The organism is Actinoalloteichus caeruleus, from assembly GCF_049311605.1.
GTDB classification, from domain to species: Bacteria; Actinomycetota; Actinomycetes; order Mycobacteriales; family Pseudonocardiaceae; genus Actinoalloteichus_B; species Actinoalloteichus_B caeruleus.
The window spans coordinates 5810658-5831683 of sequence record NZ_CP186005.1; the positions used below are offsets into that span (position 1 = coordinate 5810658).

The 21026-nt window shown below is 74.1% G+C and carries 19 protein-coding genes; 7 read left to right on the top strand and 12 right to left on the bottom strand.

Annotated elements, in window-relative coordinates:
• Positions 1-3 precede the first annotated feature (3 nt).
• The 5 genes from ACOJVX_RS24055 to ACOJVX_RS24075 form a co-directional block, all read right to left on the bottom strand.
• Complete coding sequence (locus ACOJVX_RS24055) at positions 4-765, bottom strand: carbohydrate ABC transporter permease (protein WP_211256544.1); 762 nt, start codon at positions 763-765, stop codon at positions 4-6.
• Between the two features lie 53 nt (positions 766-818).
• On the bottom strand, positions 819-1739 hold the full coding sequence (locus ACOJVX_RS24060) for a carbohydrate ABC transporter permease (RefSeq protein WP_026419622.1): 921 nt from the start codon (positions 1737-1739) through the stop codon (positions 819-821).
• Positions 1740-1836: 97 nt separating this feature from the next.
• Positions 1837-3078, bottom strand: a complete 1242-nt coding sequence (locus ACOJVX_RS24065; RefSeq protein WP_418154978.1) for a sugar ABC transporter substrate-binding protein — start codon at positions 3076-3078, stop codon at positions 1837-1839.
• Positions 3079-3119: 41 nt separating this feature from the next.
• Positions 3120-4121 carry a LacI family DNA-binding transcriptional regulator gene (locus ACOJVX_RS24070; RefSeq protein ID WP_418154979.1) on the bottom strand — a complete coding sequence of 334 codons (1002 nt, stop codon included), beginning with the start codon at positions 4119-4121 and terminating at the stop codon, positions 3120-3122.
• A gap of 311 nt (positions 4122-4432) precedes the next feature.
• Positions 4433-4822 (bottom strand): VOC family protein, encoded by a 390-nt coding sequence (locus ACOJVX_RS24075; protein WP_030104551.1) that lies wholly within the window; start codon positions 4820-4822, stop codon positions 4433-4435.
• 364 nt (positions 4823-5186) lie between these two features.
• On the opposite strand from ACOJVX_RS24075, the gene ACOJVX_RS24080 reads away from it, so the two are divergent.
• Entirely contained in the window at positions 5187-5684 is a 498-nt protein-coding gene (locus ACOJVX_RS24080; RefSeq protein ID WP_026419627.1) for a CGNR zinc finger domain-containing protein, read from the top strand.
• 65 nt (positions 5685-5749) lie between these two features.
• Here the strand turns inward: ACOJVX_RS24080 and ACOJVX_RS24085 are convergent, their stop codons facing one another.
• Complete coding sequence (locus tag ACOJVX_RS24085) at positions 5750-6958, bottom strand: DUF445 family protein (RefSeq protein ID WP_030226620.1); 1209 nt, start codon at positions 6956-6958, stop codon at positions 5750-5752.
• Positions 6959-7053: 95 nt separating this feature from the next.
• On the opposite strand from ACOJVX_RS24085, the gene ACOJVX_RS24090 reads away from it, so the two are divergent.
• Positions 7054-8235, top strand: a complete 1182-nt coding sequence (locus tag ACOJVX_RS24090) for a pyridoxal phosphate-dependent aminotransferase (RefSeq protein WP_103055955.1) — start codon at positions 7054-7056, stop codon at positions 8233-8235.
• Positions 8236-8330: 95 nt separating this feature from the next.
• On the opposite strand, the gene ACOJVX_RS24095 is transcribed toward ACOJVX_RS24090, so the two are convergent.
• From ACOJVX_RS24095 to ACOJVX_RS24110, 4 genes are all read right to left on the bottom strand, one after another.
• Positions 8331-11060 (bottom strand): CHAT domain-containing protein, encoded by a 2730-nt coding sequence (locus ACOJVX_RS24095; RefSeq protein WP_422647103.1) that lies wholly within the window; start codon positions 11058-11060, stop codon positions 8331-8333.
• Entirely contained in the window at positions 11057-11548 is a 492-nt protein-coding gene (locus tag ACOJVX_RS24100) for a hypothetical protein (RefSeq protein ID WP_026419631.1), read from the bottom strand. The genes ACOJVX_RS24095 and ACOJVX_RS24100 overlap by 4 nt, the downstream gene beginning before the upstream one ends.
• Positions 11538-12152 carry an RNA polymerase sigma factor gene (locus ACOJVX_RS24105; RefSeq protein WP_051314154.1) on the bottom strand — a complete coding sequence of 205 codons (615 nt, stop codon included), beginning with the start codon at positions 12150-12152 and terminating at the stop codon, positions 11538-11540. The genes ACOJVX_RS24100 and ACOJVX_RS24105 overlap by 11 nt, the downstream gene beginning before the upstream one ends.
• A gap of 121 nt (positions 12153-12273) precedes the next feature.
• On the bottom strand, positions 12274-13497 hold the full coding sequence (locus ACOJVX_RS24110) for a S8 family peptidase (protein ID WP_026419632.1): 1224 nt from the start codon (positions 13495-13497) through the stop codon (positions 12274-12276).
• 166 nt (positions 13498-13663) lie between these two features.
• Between ACOJVX_RS24110 and ACOJVX_RS24115 the strand changes: the two genes are divergently transcribed.
• The 3 genes from ACOJVX_RS24115 (at position 13664) to ACOJVX_RS24125 (ending at position 16346) form a co-directional block, all read left to right on the top strand.
• Positions 13664-13843, top strand: coding sequence for a hypothetical protein (locus ACOJVX_RS24115; RefSeq protein WP_030104558.1), 180 nt, complete (start codon positions 13664-13666; stop codon positions 13841-13843).
• 22 nt (positions 13844-13865) lie between these two features.
• Positions 13866-14861, top strand: coding sequence for a hypothetical protein (locus tag ACOJVX_RS24120; protein ID WP_422647104.1), 996 nt, complete (start codon positions 13866-13868; stop codon positions 14859-14861).
• 675 nt (positions 14862-15536) lie between these two features.
• Positions 15537-16346, top strand: coding sequence for a protein phosphatase 2C domain-containing protein (locus ACOJVX_RS24125; protein ID WP_030104560.1), 810 nt, complete (start codon positions 15537-15539; stop codon positions 16344-16346).
• A gap of 93 nt (positions 16347-16439) precedes the next feature.
• Here the strand turns inward: ACOJVX_RS24125 and ACOJVX_RS24130 are convergent, their stop codons facing one another.
• Positions 16440-17840, bottom strand: coding sequence for a glutamate-1-semialdehyde 2,1-aminomutase (locus tag ACOJVX_RS24130; protein ID WP_051314155.1), 1401 nt, complete (start codon positions 17838-17840; stop codon positions 16440-16442).
• Positions 17841-17993: 153 nt separating this feature from the next.
• Between ACOJVX_RS24130 and ACOJVX_RS24135 the strand changes: the two genes are divergently transcribed.
• Together ACOJVX_RS24135 and ACOJVX_RS24140 are read left to right on the top strand one after the other, a co-directional pair.
• Positions 17994-18815 (top strand): WecB/TagA/CpsF family glycosyltransferase, encoded by an 822-nt coding sequence (locus tag ACOJVX_RS24135; protein WP_051314156.1) that lies wholly within the window; start codon positions 17994-17996, stop codon positions 18813-18815.
• Positions 18812-20026 carry a glycosyltransferase gene (locus tag ACOJVX_RS24140; RefSeq protein WP_026419635.1) on the top strand — a complete coding sequence of 405 codons (1215 nt, stop codon included), beginning with the start codon at positions 18812-18814 and terminating at the stop codon, positions 20024-20026. Before ACOJVX_RS24135 ends, ACOJVX_RS24140 begins: the two co-directional genes overlap by 4 nt.
• Positions 20027-20056: 30 nt before the next feature.
• Here the strand turns inward: ACOJVX_RS24140 and ACOJVX_RS24145 are convergent, their stop codons facing one another.
• The gene (locus ACOJVX_RS24145) at positions 20057-20851 is read right to left on the bottom strand and encodes an ESX secretion-associated protein EspG (protein ID WP_051314157.1); all 795 of its coding nucleotides are present in this window, start codon (positions 20849-20851) and stop codon (positions 20057-20059) included.
• Positions 20852-21026 lie beyond the last annotated feature (175 nt).

A 21026-nucleotide genomic window follows, 5' to 3' on the forward strand; every position in this document is an offset into this window, starting at 1 on the left:
GGGTCAGTCCTTGACCGCGCCCGCGGTGACACCGGCGGCCACGTAGCGCTGGGCGACCACCAGCAACACCGCCGCCGGCACCGAGGCGACGACGGCGGTGGCCATGATCGAGTTCCAGTCCTGGTCGTTGTTCCCGATGTACCGGTAGATGCCCAGGGTGATCGGCCGGACGTCCCCGCTCCCGTTCAGCGTGTTGGCGAAGACGAAGTCCGACCACGCCCACAGGAAGGCGAACAGCGAGACGGTGACCACCGCGTTCCGGCTGGCGGGCAGGACGACCGACCGGAAGGTGCGCCAGAGACCGGCGCCGTCGATGCGCGCGGCCTGGATGATCTCGTCGGGGACGGCGGACATGAAGGCGGTGAACACCAGCGCGCCGAAGGGCACCGCCAGGGTGGAGTCGGCGATGACCAGCCCCCACCAGGTGTCCAGACCCCCGACGCTGAGGTAGAGGGAGTAGAACCCCATCGCCATGATGATGCCGGGAATCATCTGGGCGATGACCAGCACGAAGTGCAGTGGTCCACCCCCGAGGGGGGAGAGCTTGGCCAGGGCGAAGCCCGCCGGGGCGGCCACGGCCACGGTCAGGGCCGCAGTGCACACCCCGACCAGCAGGCTGGTGCCCAACGCGGGCAGCTGGTCACGGAGGACGGCCGCGTACCCCTCGAAGGTCGGCGAGGTCGGGAACCAGTCGGGTGGGGTCTGGCGCATCCGCTCGCCGGGTGTCAGCGAGACGTTGATCATCCAGTAGACGGGGAAGAGCATGAGGGCTGTCAGCACGACCCCGAGCGCGGTCTTCCACCACTGCCGCCGTGTGCTCACGCCGCCTCCTGCCGCCGCTGGACCCGGATGTGGATGACGCCGAAGAACAGGGCGATGAGGATGAGCAGGTTCCCGACCGCCGCCCCCGGGCCGAAGCGGGGCAGCAGCGAACCGAAGCCGAGCTCGTAGGACCAGGTGGCGAGGGTCGTCGACGAGTTCCCCGGCCCTCCCTGCGTCATGATCCAGATGATGTCGAACACCTTGAGCGTGTAGACGAGGCCGAGCAGGAGCGTGATCGCCGACACCGGTCGCAGCAGGGGCATCGTGATCCGCCAGAACCGCTGCCAGCCGCCGGCACCGTCGAGGGCGGCGGCCTCGTGGAGTCGCGGTGGGATGTTCCGGAGACCGCTGTACAGCAGCACGAGGTTGAACGGGATCCCGATCCAGATGTTGGCGACGAGGACGGCGAGCAGGGAGTACTGGGGAGAGGTGAGCCAGTTGACGGGGTCGGCGCCGAACGCGGTGAGGACCGAGTTCACCACCCCCGACTCACTGTTGAGCATCCAGGACCAGGTCGAGGCCGACACGATGAGCGGCAGCAACCACGGCACGAGGAACAGCGCCCTGAGGGGCACCGACAACCTGAAGTGCTGGTGGAAGAAGACGGCGAGCGCGAGACCGATCCCGTACTGGAAGACCAGGGACAGCGCGGTGAAGACGAGGGTGTTCCACAACGCGGGGGCGAAGGCCGCGCTCGTGACCACCCGCACGTAGTTGTCCAGCCACACGAAGGGCGCGTCGTTCCGCACGAAGGAACGGACGGTGTGGTCGCGCAGGCTCAGGTCGAGGTTCCGCAGCAGCGGGTAGAGGTAGAACGCCACCAGGTACACGACCAGCGGCGCGAGGAACCCCCAGGCGGTCGTTCTCGGGGACGGCCAACGCCGGCGCGGCCCACTCCTGTTCGGTGCGGTCGTCATCTGGTTCCTCACTGTCGGCCCCCGCCTCCCCGGCTGGCTCCGCCCCTCGCCGCCCACGCGCGTCCGTCCCGCCCTCGCGGGCGCGGGACGGTCCAGTTCAGCGCCCGAAGTCGCTGGTCACCGCCTCCTGGGCGAAGGCGAGGGCGTCCTGGGGCGTCTCGGCGCCGGACAACGCGTTCCCCACGGCGGTCCAGAGGTTCTCGGAGATCAACGGGTACCTCGTCCCCAGGTCGTTGGCGGTGCGCCCCCTGGCCTCCCGCACCGCGCTGATCCAGGGCGACAGTTCGGGGTCCTCGGCCCGCTGGCGGGCGGTGAGCGCCTCGACGGGGGCCACGTAGGAGAGCACCGTGTCCGTGGTCAGCAGGTTGTCGTCGCTGACGAGGCACTCGACGATGGCGCGGCTGCGCTCGTACCTCCTGGGGTCCTCCTGGACGGGGACGGTGACCATCTCCCCGCCCGCGGCGCCAGGAGCCGGACCGCCGTGCCGGGAGGGGATCGGGATGACCCCGAAGTCGATGCCGGACGCGCGGGCGTTGGCCAGTTGCCAGGTCCCGTTGAGGGCGAACCCGTACGTCCCCGTCTCGAACTCCTGCCAGCTCGTGGTCTGGTTGTTGTTGATGACGGAGTTGGGGGCGAGGTCGGCGTCCAGCCACCCCTTCCACAGCCGCAGCGCCGCGACGGCCGCCGGTGAGTCCAGCTCCTCCAGGTCGGCGCCCGAGCCCCAGAACCAGGGCAGGAACTGGTAGGTGCCCTCCTCGTTGCCGATCGCCGCGAAGGTGATGCCCCGGTGGCCCTTCGCCGAGATCTCCGTCAGGGCGGCGCTGAGGTCGGCCCAGTCGTGGATGGCCGCCGGATCGACCTCCGCGTCGGCGAGCACGTCCGCGTTGTAGTACAGGGCGAGGGTGTTCGCTCCGATCGGCACCCCGTACCTGGTCCCGTCGAGCTCCCCCGACTCGAGCAGGTTCTCCTCGAAGTCGCCGAGGTCCACGGGCAGCTCGTCGACCGGCAGGAGCAGTTCGCCCTCCGCGAGGGTCGTGACCACCGGGTTGTCGAGCACGAGGACGTCGGGGGAGCTGCCCTGCTGCCCGGCGAGGATCGCCCTGGTCGTCAGGTCCGAACCGTCGTACCCGGTCCGGTGCAGGGAGACACCGGCCCGGCGTCCGCAGTCGGCGACCAGGGCGGCCCACTCCGAGTCGTCCCCGAACTGCGTGTAGGGGTCCCAGAAGCGGTAGTCGCGCTCTCCGCCCCGGCCGTCGGCGCCAGGGCCGGCACAGGCCGCCGCCAGGCCGAGCACCAGCGCCGTCGCCGTCAGCACCCGCCTGGCCCTGGCTCCTGTCATCGCCGTTCCCCTCGTCCTGGCTGGCCCCGACCACGACACCGTCAGGCGGTGCTGGCCCGGTCGGTGAGCTGTGGTCTGACCAAGGTGACGCCGGCGGGCTCGTCGCCCGACGCGCCGGTCATCCGGCTGACCAGCCGCCGCACCGCCAGCCGGCCCAGCTCGGCCGGTGCGGCGTCGACGGCGGTGTAGGGCGGTGGCGTGCCACCGGCGCCCCAGAAGTGGAGAGCGACGACGGACAGGTCGGCGGGAACGCGCATCGCACGGCGGTGCAGGACCGAGGGGAGCGCGGCGACGGACCGGTCGTCGTGGACGACCAGGGCGGTGGCGTCGGGGTGGGCGCGGAACACGGCGTCGAGGACGGGCCCGGTGTCCACCTGCCGGGCGGCCGCGAAGTGCGGGTAGACCCGCAGCCCCCACTCCCTGGCCCGGGAAAGGCAGGCGCTCCGGAAGCGCCAGGCGTGGCCGACGCCCCGCGCGAAGACCTCCCGTGGCGGGGTGACCAGCGTGACCCGCCGGTGGCCGAGGGCGGCGAGGTGGTCGACCACCACCTCGGCGGCGGCCGGGAAGTCGAGATCGAGGACGTCGAGCCCTCCGACGTCGCGGGGTAGTCCGATGAGGACAGCGGGCCGCTCCGCGGCGCGCAGCACCGGCAGTCGGAGGTCGTCCTGGGTGACGTCGAGGAGCACGAGCCCGTCCACCCGGCCGGACGCGGTGATGCGGCGCAGCGCCGAGGGACCGTCGATGTCGGTCACCAGCAGCAGGTCGTACCCGAGTCGGCGCGCGGCTGAGGAGATCGGTGCCACATACCGCGTCACCGCCGGCGCCGCCCCGGTGTGGTCGACGTGGAGCACGAGGCCGATGACCTCGGTCCTGGCCAGCGCCAGGGCCTGGGCTCCCGCGTGGGGCGTGTAGCCGAGGTCCCGGACGGCGCGCCGCACCCTGGACAGGGTCTCCGGTGCGACGGCCCGCTTCCCCGACAGGGCGTAGGAGACGGTGCTGCGGGAAACCCCCGCGGCTCTGGCCACATCGGCGATCGTCGCCATCTCTTCCCCGTTCGCCGCCGAACCGGTTCCGCGAAACTAGCACCGCGAATATTCCCGACTCAACGGATTGGAGAAAAAAAGGGGGACGACGGATTTTTCGGCGCTGTCGAAACGGTTTCCGCCACCAGGGAGACCGCGAAACGGGAATCGTCGTCACCAGCGCGGCGAACAGCCGAGAGCCGTTTGACCTGGCCGGACCGCAGGCCACCACCGGACGGTCGAATCCAGCTCAGCCGTACGGCGGAGGAATCGGAAACGGCGACCCGGATCAGTTCCGGGGATTCCGCGTCACCGCCCCGATTCAATCCACCTCAGGACCGGCAGAGGCAGAAGGGGTGGCCGGCCGGATCGGCGAAGACCACCCAGTTCCCCTGTCCTTCGGACAACCGCGTCGCCCCGATCCGGATCGCCCGCTCGCTCTCGGCCTCGAGGTCCCCCACCGTGACGTCCAGATGGGCCATCTGGTGCCGTTCCCGATCGGGCCAGGTGGAGGGGAGCACCTCCGGGTCCCGCTGGAACGACAGCGTCCCCCCGCTCGGGTTGCGCAGCGACACCCAGTCCGGGTCGTCCGCGACCACTTCGGTCCACCCCAGGAGGTCCTGGTAGAAGGAGGCCAACGCCTTCGGGTCCGGACAGTCCAGCACGTAGCCCTCCAGGGCCAACGGCGTCGCGGGCCTGTCGGAGGCGGCCGTCTCACTCATCGGTCATCACCCTTCTCCTCGGTCACGTTCCGGTCGCATCGTCGGTTCCGCACGGTCGGGCGGCCAGTCGGACGGCCGGCGACCGAGACCGGAAGGCACGTGCGCCCAGCCACCGCGGCCACCCCCACGCGGTCCGGGCCGGTGACAAGGCCACCGAGCCCACCGGGGCGCGTTCGACGGCTCCCGCCACTCGACGTCGGTGCTCGGACATGAGCAGGTCCACCTCGACCGCCGTTCTTCCCACCCTCGCGCCGACACCACTGTTCTCGTCACAGTGGTTAGCAACCACCGTGAGGATTATGGGGGTTATGCCAGAGAGGGCGCAACGGGTGGATCACACGACCGGACGTTCTAGGGTTGACCGATGACGGAGGGACCCTCGGTGACGAGCCCCCACGACGCGGAGATCGAGCTCCTGATCGTCTTCATGAACACGGCGGACGCCGAGCGGGGCACCGACCTGCTCGACTCGGGCAGCGCGTGGGAACGCTGGGTCGCGGAGCGCGGGCTCGGCGAGCCCGGCGACGCCCAGGCGGCCAGGCGGGTGCGGGACGCGCTCCGGGCGGCGGCCGGCGCACCGGGAACGGAGCGGGTGGAACCGCCACGCCCCTGGCCGGTCGCCGTGACGCTCCTCGACGGCGTACCCGCCCTGACCAGTGAGGACGCCATCGGGACCCTGCTCATCACCGCGACCAGGCTCGCCGTCCTCGGCACCTGGGACCGCGTCAAGATCTGCCCAGCCGACACCTGCCTGTGGGCCTTCTACGACCGGTCCCGCAACCGGTCCCGCTCCTGGTGCTCGATGCGGGTGTGCGGCAACCGGGCCAAGTCGAGGAACTGGCGGCACCGCGCCAGGGAGTGAGGGTGGCCGCCCCCGCCCAGCCGCCCGAGGCCGGGCCGGGCCGGCCGAGGGGGGCGGTCCCGAGCTCAGAGCACCAGGTGGGAGAAGGTGTGGATGGCCAACCCGGCCAAGGCGCCCACCACGGTGCCGTTGATCCGGATGAACTGGAGGTCGCGGCCCACCTGGAGTTCGACCTTCCTCGCCGTCTCCACCCCGTCCCAGCGCCGCACGGTGTCGCTGATGAGGGAGGTGAGCTCGTGGCGGTAGTTCTCCACCACGTGGACCACCGCGGTCTCCAGCCACCGCTCGGCCTTGTCCCGCATCTCGGGGTCCGTGGCCAGCCGCTCGCCCAACGACTCGATCCCGCCGCGAACCCGGGTCCGGAGCTCACTCGACGGGTCCTCCGCCGCGGACAACAGCATCTCCTTGGCCCTGCTCCAGAGCGAGGCCGCGAGACCCTGCACGGCGGGATGCGCCAGCACCTCGCGCTTGAACCGCTCGGCCCTGGCCATCGCCTCCGGGTCCTCCCGCAGATCCCTGGCGAACTGGGTGAGGAAGTCGTCGAGCATCAGGCGGACCCGGTGGTTCGGGTCGTCCCGGACAGCCCGGGCGAAGGTGAGCACCTCCCCGTAGACCCGGTCGCCGACCATGGAGTCCACGAAACGGGGCGACCAGGACGGCGCCCGCTCCGACACGACCCGCCGGAGGGTGTCCTCGTTGTCCCGCACCCACTCGTACGCGCGGTCGCAGAGCAGGTCCACGAGCCGGTGGTGGCTGCCCTCGGCCACCACCTGGCCGAGGAGGCGCCCCAGCGGCGGCCCCCACGGTTGTTCCTCCAACCGCCGCACCACGGCCTGCTCCAGGACCACCCGCACGTCGTCGTCCCGCAGCACCGCGACCGCCCCGCGCAGGGCAGTGGACAGTTCGGAGGTGAGCCGTTCCGCGTTGTCCGGACGCGCGAGCCACCTACCCACCCGCGCCCCGACCTCGGCCTGGCGGAGCCGGTCCCGGACCACCGTCTCGGCGAGGAAGTTGGCCCCCACGAAGTCACCGAGGCTGTCGCCGATCTCGTTCTTCCTGGTGGGGATGATGGCGGTGTGGGGGATCGGCAGCCCCAGCGGCCGGCGGAACAACGCCGTCACCGCGAACCAGTCGGCCAGGGCACCGACCATGCCCGCCTCGGCCGCCGCCCGCACGTACCCCACCCAGACCGGTGCCCCGGCGTGTTCCTGCCACCTGGCCACCACGTACACCACCGAGGCGAGCAGCAGCAGGCCGGTGGCGACGGCCTTCATCCGGCGCAGGGCGCGCCGCCTGGTCAGTTCATCGGGCAGAGGCTGGGACACGACGCCGATTCTTCCCGACGGAGCGGGCTGACAGGATGCGACGTGTGAGTACTCCAGCTCTCGTCAACAGGCTGCGACCCTTCACGTCCACCATCTTCGCCGAGATGACGGCCCTGGCCACCCGCACCGGCGCGGTGAACCTCGGGCAGGGTTTCCCGGACAGCGACGGCCCGATGGGCATGTTGCAGGTGGCGCGGCGCGCGATCGCCGAGGGAGTCAACCAGTACCCGCCCGGACCGGGCCGCCCGGAGCTGCGGGAGGCCATCGCGGCGCACCGCAGCACCAGGTACGGCACCGAGTACGACCCGGACACCGAGGTGCTGGTCACCGTCGGGGCCACCGAGGCCATCGCGGCCAGCCTGCTGGCCCTGGTCGAACCGGGCGACGAGGTCGTGCTGGTCGAGCCCTACTACGACTCCTACGCCGCGGCGGTCGCGTTGGCCGGCGCCACCCGCAGGGTGGCCCCCCTCGTCCTGGACCCGGCGACCAAGCGCTTCCGCCTCGACATCGACGCGCTGCGGGCGGCCGTCGGCCCCCGCACCAGGGCGCTGCTGCTCAACTCCCCGCACAACCCGACGGGCACGGTGCTCACCGAGGACGAGCTCACCGCCGTCGCGGAGCTCTGCCGGGAGCACGACCTGATCGCCATCACCGACGAGGTGTACGAGCACCTCGTCTACGACGACGCCCCCGAGGGGGCCGTCCACCGGCCGCTGGCGACCCTGCCGGGCATGGTCGACCGCACCCTGGCGATCTCCAGCGGGGGCAAGACCTTCAACACCACCGGGTGGAAGATCGGCTGGGTCTGCGGGCCGGCCGAACTGGTCTCGGCGGTGCGGGCGGCGAAGCAGTTCCTGACCTTCGTCGGCGGCGCGCCGTTCCAACCGGCGATCGCGCACGCCCTGCGCCAGGAGATGGACTGGGTCGAACGCCTCCGGAAGGACCTCCAGGCGAAGCGGGACCGCCTGTCGGAGGGGCTGACCGATGCCGGGTTCGACGTGCTGGGCACGGCGGGGACCTACTTCGTCTGCGCCGACGCGCGTCCGCTCGGCTACGAGGACGGCGCCGAGCTCTGCCGGGCGCTGCCGGAGCGGATCGGCGTGGCGGCCATCCCCGTCCAGGTCTTCTGCGACAACCCGGATCCGATGCGGCACCTGGTGCGCTTCGCCTTCTGCAAGAAGACGGCGGTGCTGGACGAGGCACTGCGCCGGTTGCGGAGGCTCTGAGCACGCCGGCGTCCCACCGCCGGCGGGACGGCGGGGCACCCCGCTTCAGCGCGCCCCGGCTCCGACGCGCCCCCCGACCCGCCACTCCGGGGTCCTCAGCCGACACCGAGGCACACGAAGCCGCGCTCGCCGGTGGCTGACCCCGCCCCGGCGAGGGCGGCCGCCGGCGACTGGCCCCGCGCGAGGTTCCGGTACAGGGCGCCCATCACGGCCGCCGTCCTGCCGTCGGGGACCGGCAGCACGCTGGCGATCAGGGTGCGGGCCCCACCGGCCAGGACGGCAGCGGGCACCCCGGTGGCCGCTCCGCCCGGCCCCACCGACGCCAGACCGAGGTCGCAGGCCGCCAGGACCACCAGGTCGGGGCCGCCACGACCGCCGGCGGGCGCGAGGTCGTGGCAACAGACGGTGCCGTCGGCGAGCACCAGCCCGGAGAGCAGCGGGCGATCCCGCCGCAGGGCCCCGTGGCCGGCCACGTGCACCAGCGAGGCGTGCCGGGCGGCGGTCAGCACGGCGGACGCGGTCGCCGCGCCGCCCACCAGCGTGCGGCCACCGAACCTCCTGGCGAGGACGCGGACCTCCCGTTCGGCGGCGGGCAGCCCGGGGCCGGCGACCCACAGCGCGGGGCCGTCCATCCGCACGGCACCGCGAGGCCCAGCGCGCTCGCCTTCCGCCCAGGCGCTCACGGAGGAGGTCACGACCACCGGCCGGTCGGCCAGACCTGGCAGCGCCGCCCACGGCATCGAGTGCAACGGCCCCGTCGGGACCACCACCACGCCTCGGTCGGCCAGGGCGCCTCGCAGCGGCCCGAGCAGGACGCGGTCCAGCGCGGCCGAGGACCGCGCCACGGCGCCGGCGGCGGCCCCTCGGAGCCGGCCCCTCGGGGTGGCGACCAGCTGGACGAGGCCGGCACGCAGGTAACCGACCTCCGCCGCGATCTCGCGCGTCGTCCCGAGGTCACACCAGCGAGGCTCGGAACCGGCGACCACCGTCGCCGCGACCAGACGGCCCCCCACCTGCGAGAAACTCACCAGGCACCGGTCGAGCAACAGGTCGGGGAGCACCTCCGGTGGCACCGGCGCGCGGGGCGCGCACAGCTGACCACTCGCCCGCCGCAGCGCCTGTTCCGCCACCGCCCGCTCCGCTGACGCGGGGAACTCCTCGCCGCGTGTCCGCCGGACCGCCCGCAGCTCGGTGAGGCGACGGCGCAGCAGGAACGCGTCCCGCGACCACCGCCCGGACTCGGTTCCCGCTGAGGGCGGCGACCCCACCGCCGGCTGCCCCGGCGAGGCCCCGCGCCCGCCTCCCCGGCACGGGGGCTTCCGATCCCCACCCGGCCCGACCGACTCGGTGCGCGCCCGGTGCCGCTCGACGAACCGCAGGGCGGCGGCCGGCTCCCCGGCCCGCACCGCCGACACCAGCCCCACGGTGGCGAGTTCCGAGCTCACCTCGAGTGCCCGCCCCCGAAGCTCCACCGCTGCCCGGAGCGTCGGATCGGTGTCGACGACGGCCATCCCCCTGGTCGCGGCGCGCCCGGCCGCGGCGGCGTCGCCCCGTCCCAGGGCTCGCAGGCCCCTGGCGAGCAGACCGTTCGCGGTCACCAGACGATCGCCCCCGGGGTAGTCCTCCGCGGTGTCGCTGGCCGCGCGCAGCGCCCGGTCGGCCTCGTGCGCCACCCCACGCTCCGCCGCCAACCGCCCGACCGCCAGCAGCAGTCCCACGGCGACCGAGTGCCAGCCGCGCCGACGGCACGCCATCGCCACCCGCTCGGCGGCCGCCAGGTCCGGGGCGGCGGGTCCGCCGAGGGACAGGGACGCCCGGCACACCAGCGCGTCGGCCAGCACCACCCACGCCGCGCCCCGGCGGGCGCGGCTCAGCCTGGCCGCGGACCGCGCGGAGCCGACCGCGAGGTCGGGCCGCCCCCGCGCCAGTTCGCAGGACGCCCGCGTGACGAGCGCCTCGGCCCGTGCCACGTCATCCCGTGACTCCTCGGCCCGCGACACCACCTCGTCCAGCACGTCGCCAGCCTCCCGGAGGAGGCCGGCCGCGATCAGCGCCTCCGCCCGGTCGACCAGCGCCCCCGGGTCCCCTCGGTGGCCGCCCGCCCGTTCGGTGGGTCCGTCGAACGCGCGCAGCGCGGCCGCCACGTCCCCTCGCCGGAGCGCCAGGAACCCGCGGTTGTCCCGGCAGGCGGCGAGACGCGGGGTCTCGCCCAACGCCTCCCAGATGCGCTCCGCCCGCCGGAGTCCTCGCTCACCCTCCCGTTCCCGCCCGAGGTACCCGCAGGCGACCGCCCGGGCGTTGCACCCGACGGCGAGCCACCGCCGGTCCCCCCTGGCCGCCAGCGCCCGCAGTGCGCGGTCCAGCCGTCCGACGGCCTCGGCCCACTCACCCAGGGAGCAGGCCACCACCGCCCGCACGCAGTGCGCCCTGGCCCGAACTCCCGGGTCCGGGCGGCGGGCGAGGTGGTCGAGGTGCGCGAGGCAGCCCTCGGTGTCCCCGAGCCGGAGCCGGACCCAGGCCGAGGTGAGCCTCAGCGAGGACCCCGAGGCCGTCCCCGGGCCTCCCCTGGCGCGGACCGCGGCCGCGCGCGCCGAGTCGAGGCTGTGCTGGGCTCGCGCCGGCTCGCCGAGTTCCAGGAAGGCCAGCGCCCTGGCGTGTTCGACGAGGGAACGGTCGGCGGTGCCCCGCGTGCCCGGGGCGAGCACGCGGGCGGACTCGTCGAGGACCCGCCGGGGCTCGGCGGTCGCCCGGCGGAGCAACCACCTCGGATCCGGCCCGCCCCGCCCGTGCCCGGCCGCCGGGTGTTCCCGCGCGAGCGCCGTCATCGCACCAACCACCCGGTGGACAGCGGCCGTTGGTCCTGCCGCACCAGCATCAGCTGGAGCGGGCCGGCGGGGACTTCCGCCGTGAACCGGCCGCCCCCGTCCAGCTCGACGAACACCGAACCGGCGGGGTGCAGGACCCGGACTCCGCCGCCCGGGCGGGGGAACGGGGTGACGAACCCGACCACCCGGAGCTGGTCGCGCTCACCCCAGTCCAGGTCGAGGGTGAGGGTCACTCCCTCCCCGGCGAAGGCCAGCACGCGGGCCCCCACCCCCGATCCGCGCCGCCGGAGGACGGGACCGCCGCCGGCGAGGAGCTGGTCACCGAGTCGACGCAGCTGACCGGCGCTGGTCGCGGCGCGCCGTCGCCCCAGGGAGTAGGCGGCCAGCGCGTCCCGACGCGCCCGCTCCGGCATCGGGTCGGTGGTGCGCAGCGCGGCCGCGAGGACGTCGAGGAGTTCGTCGGGGGCGCCGGGACGCTCAGAGCTCACCTCGGCCTCCGACGTCCTCGCCCCGGGACCGGTGGTCGGCTGGCGTCGCGCCGCCCAACCGTTCGCGCAACCGCCGGAGGCAGCGGCCCCGGGCGGGGCCGATGCTGGCGAGCGGGACGTCCAACGCGAGGCTGATCTGCCGGTAACTCCACTCGGGGGCGAAGGCGAGCGCCGTGAGCAGCCGCTGGCAGCGGTCGGGCAGGGACCGCAGTGCCCGCCAGACCCCGGCGCGCTCGGCGCCGAGCATCGCCTCGACCTCCGCCGAACGGGCCTGGCCGTGCCAGGTGGCGATGTCCGCGCCCGCGCCGGCGAGGATCTCGCCGTGCCGGTCGCGCAACAGCCGACGGGCGGCGTTCCTGGTGGTGGCCACCAACCAGCCAGGCAGGCGGGACGGGTCCCGCACACTGGCGAGGCGTTCGGCCAGGGTCAGCCATGTCGTCTGCGCCACGTCAGCGGCGTCGGCGGGGTCGAGCCGGAACGACCTCGCCACGGCCCAGACGAGTTCGGCGTACTCGTCGACCAGTTCGCGCCAGGCCACCTCGTCACCCGCGAGCGCTCGTTCGACCAGTCCTGGTGCCCCGTCCTGCCTCGGCCGTCCCCGCACCCCGCACCTCCGCCCCCGTTCCCGATCACGACGCGGGTTGGAGGCGTCAGCACCCGTCTCGGCTCCGAGCGGGGCCCAGGACCGCCCGAAGGGGTGAGCGGGGACGGCCGTCGGCGGTCCCTCAGCGTGCCGGGAAGTGCCGCAACACCTCGGCCCGGGCGGCCTCCGCCGTCACCCCGTTCCGCCGCAGCAGGGCCAACTCGGCCGCGATCCTCGGCGCGGCGAAGGAAGTGCCGCTCCACCGGGCGAAGCCGTACCTCCGGTGTTCGGTCCCCGGTGCGTGGTACCCGGCCCCCGGCCGCAGCTGCACGAAGCTGGAGGCGACGTCGACGCCAGGAGCGGCGGCGTCCACCCAGGGCCCGTGGTTGGCGAAGCCCGGGCGCCGGCCCGCCGCGTCGATCGCGGAGACGGCCAGCACCTCGGGGAGGGCCGCCGGCCAGAACGGCCGGTCGGAGCCGAGGTTCCCGGCGGCGGCCACCACGGTGGCGTCCCGGTACGCGAGCACCTCCCGGCGCAGGAGCGGCGGGCAGGCGTTGTCGGCGGTCAGGCATCCGGAGCTGAGCACGACGGCGTGCACGTGCTCCCCGCTGCCGGCGGCACGGCGGCGGACCCGGCGCAGCCCACCCATGACCGTGACGTCGTCGGTGATCCCCAGGGACGACAGCACCCGCTGGTGGCGCAGGGTCACCCCTGGCGCGTGCTGGAGGAGGATGCCGGCGATGAAGGTGCCGTGGCCCGCGTGCCGGTCCTGGCCGGCGTCGTCGTCGGCGTCGAGGACCTCCGGGGAGAGACCCCACTCGGAGAACCAGGTGCGGCCGGCGAACCACGGGTGGGGGTCGAGGCCCGTGTCGAGCACGGCCACCGTGACCGCCGGCTCCCAGACCTCGTCGGCGGGCGCGGGGGGAACCGGTTCCCCTGGTCGGTCCAGCTCGGGGCCGACCGGCGCGGGGGTGTCCTGGAGCAGGGGGGTTCCGTGGAGGACCGGGCTGCCGAAGTGCACGTGGTTGGGTTGCACTGACGACGGTCCGGTCGTGCCGGCCGCCGTCGCGGCCTCCGCCGCGAGCTCGACGCAGTGACCGCGTTCCGCGGGGCGGAGCCGCAGGCGGGTCACGCCGAGTTGGTCGTGCGTCTGTTCCCCGTCCACCCAACGCCGGAGCCCGTCCCGCACCAGCTCGGCCTTGTCGGCGGCGACGAGCAGCTCACCGCCCCGGACCACGCACTCCGCCGGGCCGCCCGGGTCGTGCACGACGAGGTCCGGGTCGTAGGGACGAAGCTGTTCCACCAGGTCGGGCAGCGGCCGCTGGGACTCGGCGGCCGGTCCCACCGGCAGGTTCGAGATCGTCATGGCAGCCAGCTTGCCAAGATCATCTTCGGTCATCGGCCGGACGCGCCCGGCCGGTGATCTCTTCACCCGAGGTGGTGAGTGGGGATGCGTGGGCATCCGGGCGGCGGACCGGCGCACTCAACCGATCAAGCCTGCTTCCGGGCGTGGATAACCCACAGTGACCCCTATGTCGCCTATCCCTCAACCGGTGCGGATCGTCCGCCTGTACGAGTGGTTGGGACAGGGGATGCTCGCGTTGCGGACGGCGGGAGCGGACGATGTGAATGTCCTCCGCGACGTGCCCCACCCCGCCGGCGACACGACACCGCCGGACCTTCCAGGGCACGTGCGGAACGAACTCAGGTGAAGGCAACCAACAGGTGGTAATGGTGAGGGTGGCCAGCACCGCGACCGCGGCCCGTCGCGGGCGGCTGCTGCGGGCCATCGGGCTGCGGGTCCTCGCCGCCGGGGGGCTCGTCGTCGGAGCCTGGCTCGGCACGAGCGTGACCGCGTCGGCCGAGGAGTTCACCCCGCCGGCGCCCGGCGCCGCGCCACTGCCCTCCCATCCCCCGCCGGTGCCCGCGGCGAGCCACACCGTCGAGGACCGGATCGTGGCGGCGACGCGGGCGTTCGAGGAACGCCTCCGGGGTCTTCCCGACCGAATCCAGGGCCTCCAGCCGGACCTCCCCCCGCTCGAACCTGTCCCGGTGGACTTCGTCACCGCACCACCCGCCCGGGAGCCCGGACCGGCGCTGCCCTGGGAGGGGGGTTCCGCCGAGGAGGCCCCGCCCGCCGCTCCGACCGTGCCCGAGGTGTTCCTCACCGCCCGCCCCGGCGTCCCGGACGACCCATCGCCCGACGAGCTGGTGGACCAGGGCGAACACGGCACCCCACCGGCGGCGAGCCAGTGCGGCGCGGCCGAGGACGGCACCGCGAGCCCGAGCGGCGACCCGTCGACGGATCCCGAACAGGAGCGCACCGCCACCGAGGAGGAGGCGGTGTCCGGTCACGCGGACGGCGGTTCGGCCCCGTCACCGGCGCACGCCGGCTTCCCGGCCGACCCCGTCCGCCGGGAAGCGCAGCCGGCCGGCAGGGCACGGCACTCCCCGTCGCCGGGTGTCCCGTCCTCAGCGGACGGCTCGACGGCCGGCGAGGACGCCCACCCCGACACCCCAGGGCCGCCGGGGGAACCCGCCAGCCGACCGGCGCACGCCATCAGCCCGGCGAGCTCCGCCGTTGGCCACGACGGTGGCTACCGCACCATCACCGCCATGCTCACCTTCACGCCGGACCTCGACGAGCCCACCCTGGTACGGGTTTCCCGACTGGAGGACATGTCGCCGTCGACGCACCTGGCGAGACGCCCCGCGCCGTCCCCCGACTGAGACCTCGGGTGTTCCGCTCCCGCTCCCCCGCCCGATGCCCAGACCCCCCACTCCGCTGACGAGGCACCGTCGACAGTCGACAGCGGGTACGGTCGGCTGGCGTTCGGCACACCAGAACGCGGCTCGGCGAGCGGGGAGCCACCACTCCACTCGAGACATCCCAACCTCCGAGCCTCCGCCACGGGCGGGTGTCTCGGAGCTGCTCCAGAGCCCGCCCGCGCGCGAGACCCACCCTGGTCGGGACTGGAGCGAACCGGCGAGGGCTGGTTCGCCGACCGGCACGTCGAGGGGCCGTGCCGGCCGGGCCCACGCGGGGTGGGGAGCACGCGCTCCCCACCCCGCCACCAGCCAGGACACCGAATCCGTCCCGCCACTGGGCGCCGTCGTCGCCCGCACGACACCGCGAGGCACGCGGTGCTGCCGAGCGACCGCGTCCTGAGCGGGCACCCGCGCCAGCCCCGCTCCCCCCGCTCCCCCCGCTCCCCGCTCCTACGCGGACCCGGTGCCCGGAGCGACGCCCGCCTGGCCGCCCCACCCGACCCACCGGGCCGTTGGCCTCGCCCGCCCTCCAGGGAGCTCCACGGGTACCCGTGCCGACCGGGACACCGGCTCCCGTTCCCTGCCTGGTGCGCCGAAGCGCGCGTTCCACCAGCGGACCCTGGCTAGGCTGATCCCATGCCCCACGTCGAGGTGGCCGAGCGGCCGGGCCGGGACCACTCCGAGGACCGGGTGGTGGTGCTGCCGAACTCCGTCGCCCTGCTCGACGGCGCCACCTCACTGGAACCGGGGGCGCGTACCGGGGGCTGGTACGCGGAGCGTCTCGCGGCCGAACTCGCCGAGCTGCTCCCCCGCGAGGAGTTGGGGCTCCGGGACATCCTGCGCGCGGGCATCGCCTCGACCGCCTCCCGGCACGGCCTGGTGCCCGGCGACTCACCATCCAGCACCGCCGCGCTGCTCAGGTGGACGTCGACGGCCGTGGAGGCGCTGGTCCTGGCCGACAGCCCGGTCGTGGTCTTCACCGGGACCGGCTACCACCCCGTGACGGACGACCGACTCGCGCGGCTGCGCTCACCGGGGCGGCGCGGTGGGTTCCGGGACCGGCTCCGTTCCGGTTCGGGCTACGACGAGGAGCACTGGACCCGGCTGCGCGCGGCCATGCGGGGGACCGCGCGGTCGCGCAACGTCGATGGCGGGTTCTGGGTGGCCGAAGCCGATCCGGATGCCGCCGACCGCGCCGTGGTCGCCCGGTGGCCCCGCGACGAGGTGCGAGCGGCCTTGCTGGCCAGCGACGGCGTGTCCTGCGGCGTCGACGACTACGGCCTCTACCGGGACTGGCCGGAGCTCCTCGCCGAGGCGACCACGGACGGGCCCCGAGCGGTGCTCGACCGGGTCCGGGCCGCCGAGGAGGGTGACCCGGACGGACGGCGGTGGCCCCGGGCCAAGCGGCACGACGACCAGAGCCTCGTCGTTCTGCGCTTCGGGTGACCCGGGGTCGCCTGGAAGGCGGCGCCCACGCCGGTCATCGGGAACGCCGGCTCCCGCCGCACCACCACCCGCGCACCGACCGCCTCAACCCGGTCAGGGCGGAGCGGCGGGTCGTTGTCGCGGGCTGGCGTGGGACCGCAGCGCCGGTGCCACCGGAGGACCGGCCACCAGGCCCTCCGTCGACCCCGCCTCCAGGGCGCGCCGGTACGTGACGAGGGCGGAGTGAACCGCGGAGGCGGTCTGGTCCAGTTGGTCGTCGGTGTGCGCGGCGGAGACCACGAAGGACTGGCCGAGGACCCCACCCCGCAGCAGGCCCGCGAGGAAGAGGGTGCGGAAGGCCTGCGAGGGCACGCCCCTGGCGTCCGAGGTGGTGAAGACCAGGCAGGACGGTCGGCCGACCGCCGCCACGTGGTCGGCCACCCCCAACTCGTGGGCCACCCCGTTGACCAGGTCCGCGAGCCGGGCGCCCCGCCGTTCCATCACGGCGACCGGATCGGTCTCGCGGTACACGCGGGCCACCGCGCGGAACGCGGTGAGCCCGACGGACTCGGCGCCGTGCGTCGTGGACAGCAGGAAGGCCCTCGGCCGGGCCGTGGCCAGTCCACCCAGCTCCATCAGCTCGCGTCTCCCGGCCAGCGCGGCGATCGGGAACCCGTTCCCCATTCCCTTGCCCCAGCAGGACAGGTCGGGGGTCACCCCGTAGAGCGCCTGGCCGCCTCCCGCCGCCCACCGGAACCCGGTGATCATCTCGTCGAACACGAGTACCGCGCCGTGCTGGTCGCACAGGGAGCGCACGCCGGCCAGGAAACCCGGTTCCGGCTCGCGCAGGGCGGTCGCCGGTTCGAGCACGACCGCCGCGACCTTCCCGTGGTGCCGATCGAGCACCTCGGCCAGCGAGGGGAGGTCGTTGTACCCGAAGCCGACGGTGAGCTGGCGGGTCACGGAGGGTACGCCGGCGTTCATGGGCACCGTCCCCACGAACCAGTCGTCGGTGGAGAAGAAGGGTTGGTCCCGGCAGACGGCGACCAGGTCACGCCCGGTGGCCGCCCTGGCGAGTCGGACGGCGGCCGTCGTCGTGTCCGAGCCGTTCTTGGCGAACTTCACCATGTCCGCCCCGGGCACCAGGGCCAGGAAGTCCTCGGCCGCCGCGAGTTCCAGGGCGGTGGGCCTGCTGAAGTTGACGCCGTCGGCCAGGCACGCCCGGACCGCCTCGACCACGGGCGGGTGGGCGTGGCCGAGGGTCACCGACCGCAGCCCGCTCCCGTACTCCACGTAGGAGTTCCCGTCCGCGTCCCAGACCCTGGCACCTCGACCTCGGACCAGGACGGGGGCCATGTCCTCCGGGTACTGGTCGGATCCCCGCGCGTAGGTGTGGGCACCGCCGGGCACCAGCTCGTGCAGCCGGGCCTGTAGCCGCCTCGACCGGGCGAGGTCGGTGACGACGGCCCCTCCTGCCGACCGGACCCACGGCTCGAAGTTCACTCCCTTTTTCATCCGAATCGCCGATCCAGTCGGTTTTTCTTCTCAATTCGGTAGCAGTGAGTTGCTTTTCTCATCGCCTCATCCCCCATTGGGTTCTCCACTCTCACTCGATAGTTGAAGGAGTGGCACGCCTGATTTCGCATGGGAAAGCGGCACGATGTTCGCATGCGCGCGTCCATCCCGACGACCTCCGTTCTCGGTGTTCCCGTCGCGAACCTTTCCGTTCCCGACGCGATCGCCGAGACCAACCGGCTCCTGAACCACCCGGAGCCCGCGGTGCTGTGCTTCGTCAACGCGCACTCCGCCAACCTGGCGCACCGCGACCCCGCCTACCGCCGGACGCTGCTCGCGGCCGACCTGGTGCTCAACGACGGGTCCGGCGTGGAGCTCGCCGCGCGCCTCCAGGGAACGCGGTTCCGAGCGAACCTGAACGGAACCGACCTCATCCCCCTCGTGCTCGACCTGGCCGCGTGCCAGTCGCACCGGGTCTTCCTGCTCGGCGGGCGCCCGGGGGTCGCGCGGAGCGCGGCCAGCGCGCTGGCCGGGCGGCACCTCGGCCTCCGCGTCGTCGGCCACGCCCACGGCTACTTCCCGCCCGGGGCGGCGCGGTCGGTGGCCGACGCGGTGCGAGCGAGCGGGGCGGACCTCCTCGTCCTCGGACTCGGCAGCCCAGCCCAGGAACTGTTCCTCGCCGCCCACCTGCGCAGGACCGGGGTCCGGCTGGGCATCGCAGGGGGAGCCTTCCTCGACTTCGCGGCGGGGCGGGTTCCTCGCGCCCCCCGGTGGATGCGTGAGGCGGGGGTCGAATGGGTCTTCCGGCTCGGCCAGGAACCCGGCCGCCTCTTCCACCGGTACGTCGTCGGGAACCCCCTCTTCCTGGCCCGGGTGGTGCGCGAACGGTGCTTCCCCCGGCGGACCAGCCAGCTCCCCGCACCCGAGATCTCCGAACCGCCAGCCCGTCCGTCGCACAGGAGAGTCGAGCAATGAGCGCGAACCAGATCTGTTTCGTCACGAGCTACCCGCTGGAACGGCAGGACCTGGGCGGTGGCAGCTGGGTGGACCGGCGCCTCGTGCGGACCCTCCAGGCGGCGGGGCACGAGGTCGAGGTGGTGTGCGTCACCGGCCCGCCCGGGCAGTGGACGAGCGAGGGCGTGGTCCAACGCTCCGCCGGCTCCGTCCCCCTGGAGATCCGGCACGACCGGCGGCGGCTGTGGGGAGTCGCCGTCGCCATGATGACCTCGACGCAGCCCTACCTGTGCCACAAGTTCACCTCCTTCGAGGGCTGGCCGCAGGCGGCGGGGCTGCTCGCCGAGCGGTCGACGGGACGAACGGTGCTGACCAGCGGTTGGCCCGCGCTGCTGCTCGCCGACGCGGCCCGGGTCCCCGTCGCAGGGCACGTCGCGCACAACGTGGAGTCAGCCGTCGCCGCCGAGCACGCCCCCCTCCCGCTCAGGGCGCTCGGGGAGGTCCCGCGCCTCCGCCGCGCGGAACGGTGGCTGCTGGGACGGGCCGGCCGGGTGCTGGCCCTCTCCCGGACGGATGCGGGCATCCTCCGGGAGTGGGGGATTCCCGCCACCGCGCTTCCCGTCCCCCTGACGGCCGCGCCCGCCCCGGCCGAGCCCTCGGTTCCCGCCGCCAGGACCCCCGAACCGCGCTGGGGGCGGGCCCCGGTGCCGCCGCTGCCGGAACAACCGAGAACCCCGGCAGTGGTGGGGTTCATCGGCAAGGCGGGGTGGCCACCGAACACCAGGGCGATCCGCGCGCTGCTCGGCCCCGTCCACCACCGGCTGACCCAGTTGGGCGTTCCCGTGGACTACGTGCTCGCCGGGCGGGGCACCGAAGCCGTCTCGGACCACCCGAGGGTCGTGGCGACGGGCCGGGTGGCCGACATCTCGGACTTCTACCGCCGGGTCGGCCTCGTGGTCGTTCCCCGGTTCGGGGCCAGCACCGGTGTCAGCGTGAAGGTGCTCGAAGCCGCGGAGAACGGCGTGCCCGCCCTCGTGCCGAGCCCGCTGGCGGCCGCGATCGACCCCGCCGGCCCGTGGCTGGTGGCGGACGACACGGACTCGATGGCGGCGGCGATCGCCCGCTGGTGGCGGCTCAGGCAGTCCCCGGACGTCGGCTCCTGGGTGCGCGCGCAGGACGCCGGCCAGACGCTCGCCGCGTTGGACGGTGTCCTCCCGGTCACCAGCGCCTGAGCTCGGGCGGGCCGGCTGGCGGAACCCCGGTCAGTCGGCCCGCGCCTCGTCGACCAACTCCCGCAGGGCGGTGGCCACCCTGGCGTTGCCGGCCGGCGTCACCGTCACCCACTCCGCCCCGGACGGGGTGCGGCGCCGCAGCTGGAGGTACCGACCACCGGGGGTGTCGTGGAACGCCACGAGCCGGCCGGCGCCCCGCCGGCGCCCGGTTCCGCCGTCCGGGACCACCGCGCCGAAGTGCCCGCCACCGAACGCCCCGTCGACCATCGCGGCCAGCGCTCGCGCCTGCCCCGGCGGCTCACCCTCCGCGACCAGGTGGCGGGCCAGCGCCCGGGCGTCGGTGGCCCGCCTGTTCGCCACCTCGAGGACCTCTGAGCGCAGGCTGACCGATTCGCCGGGCCCGGCGGGCCGGTCACCGGCGAGGCCCACGAGCTGGTCCGCGAGTTCCCAGACCGGGGCCGGCCACAGCCGCACCTCGTCCCCGCGCCGCGCGGCCACCACGCCCTGCCGTTCCCTCGCGGCACCGATGGCGCGCACCTGGCGTGTCCCCCGGATCCCCCCGTGCAGGCCCCAGTCAGGGTGGGCGAGCAAGCCGAGTGAGGACTCCAGGTCGGGGTGCGGCGCACCACCCCGAGCCAGCCCCCGGGCGGTGAGACCGGACAGCACCGCCCGGACGATCTGCCGACGTTCCTCCCAGGTCTTCCCGGGACTCGGCACCTCGAGGTGCGTAGGTGTCGCGTTGAGGCCGAGCACCTCCCAGCAGACGTCGAACTCGACCAGGGACAGGGTGAGGTGCGCGGTGCCGGTGGAGATCGGCGCGTTCACCGCAGCCCACCTCGCGGGTGCTTCGCCGAGGACCGCCGGCGGGAACGGGGTTCCCCGCTCGGACGAACCGACGTTCGCGCCGTCCCGGGACGTCGAGGGCGAGACGTGGCACCTCGACCGGGAACAGGGACGTACTCGCCTTCCGCCACCATCGCCGTCCTCCGCGGTTCGGAAA

What these genes read in the sequence shown, in the direction of transcription:
- ACOJVX_RS24130 (WP_051314155.1), bottom strand. Translation starts at nt 17,840, where the DNA reads ATGAAAAAGGGAGTGAACTTCGAGCCGTGGGTCCGGTCGGCAGGAGGG.
- ACOJVX_RS24075 (WP_030104551.1), bottom strand. Translation starts at nt 4,822, where the DNA reads ATGAGTGAGACGGCCGCCTCCGACAGGCCCGCGACGCCGTTGGCCCTG.
- ACOJVX_RS24110 (WP_026419632.1), bottom strand. Translation starts at nt 13,497, where the DNA reads ATGACGATCTCGAACCTGCCGGTGGGACCGGCCGCCGAGTCCCAGCGG.
- ACOJVX_RS24125 (WP_030104560.1), top strand. Translation starts at nt 15,537, where the DNA reads ATGCCCCACGTCGAGGTGGCCGAGCGGCCGGGCCGGGACCACTCCGAG.
- ACOJVX_RS24070 (WP_418154979.1), bottom strand. Translation starts at nt 4,121, where the DNA reads ATGGCGACGATCGCCGATGTGGCCAGAGCCGCGGGGGTTTCCCGCAGC.
- ACOJVX_RS24055 (WP_211256544.1), bottom strand. Translation starts at nt 765, where the DNA reads ATGCTCTTCCCCGTCTACTGGATGATCAACGTCTCGCTGACACCCGGC.
- ACOJVX_RS24080 (WP_026419627.1), top strand. Translation starts at nt 5,187, where the DNA reads ATGACGGAGGGACCCTCGGTGACGAGCCCCCACGACGCGGAGATCGAG.
- ACOJVX_RS24115 (WP_030104558.1), top strand. Translation starts at nt 13,664, where the DNA reads ATGTCGCCTATCCCTCAACCGGTGCGGATCGTCCGCCTGTACGAGTGG.
- ACOJVX_RS24065 (WP_418154978.1), bottom strand. Translation starts at nt 3,078, where the DNA reads ATGACAGGAGCCAGGGCCAGGCGGGTGCTGACGGCGACGGCGCTGGTG.
- ACOJVX_RS24135 (WP_051314156.1), top strand. Translation starts at nt 17,994, where the DNA reads ATGCGCGCGTCCATCCCGACGACCTCCGTTCTCGGTGTTCCCGTCGCG.
- ACOJVX_RS24060 (WP_026419622.1), bottom strand. Translation starts at nt 1,739, where the DNA reads ATGACGACCGCACCGAACAGGAGTGGGCCGCGCCGGCGTTGGCCGTCC.
- ACOJVX_RS24095 (WP_422647103.1), bottom strand. Translation starts at nt 11,060, where the DNA reads ATGACGGCGCTCGCGCGGGAACACCCGGCGGCCGGGCACGGGCGGGGC.
- ACOJVX_RS24140 (WP_026419635.1), top strand. Translation starts at nt 18,812, where the DNA reads ATGAGCGCGAACCAGATCTGTTTCGTCACGAGCTACCCGCTGGAACGG.
- ACOJVX_RS24085 (WP_030226620.1), bottom strand. Translation starts at nt 6,958, where the DNA reads ATGAAGGCCGTCGCCACCGGCCTGCTGCTGCTCGCCTCGGTGGTGTAC.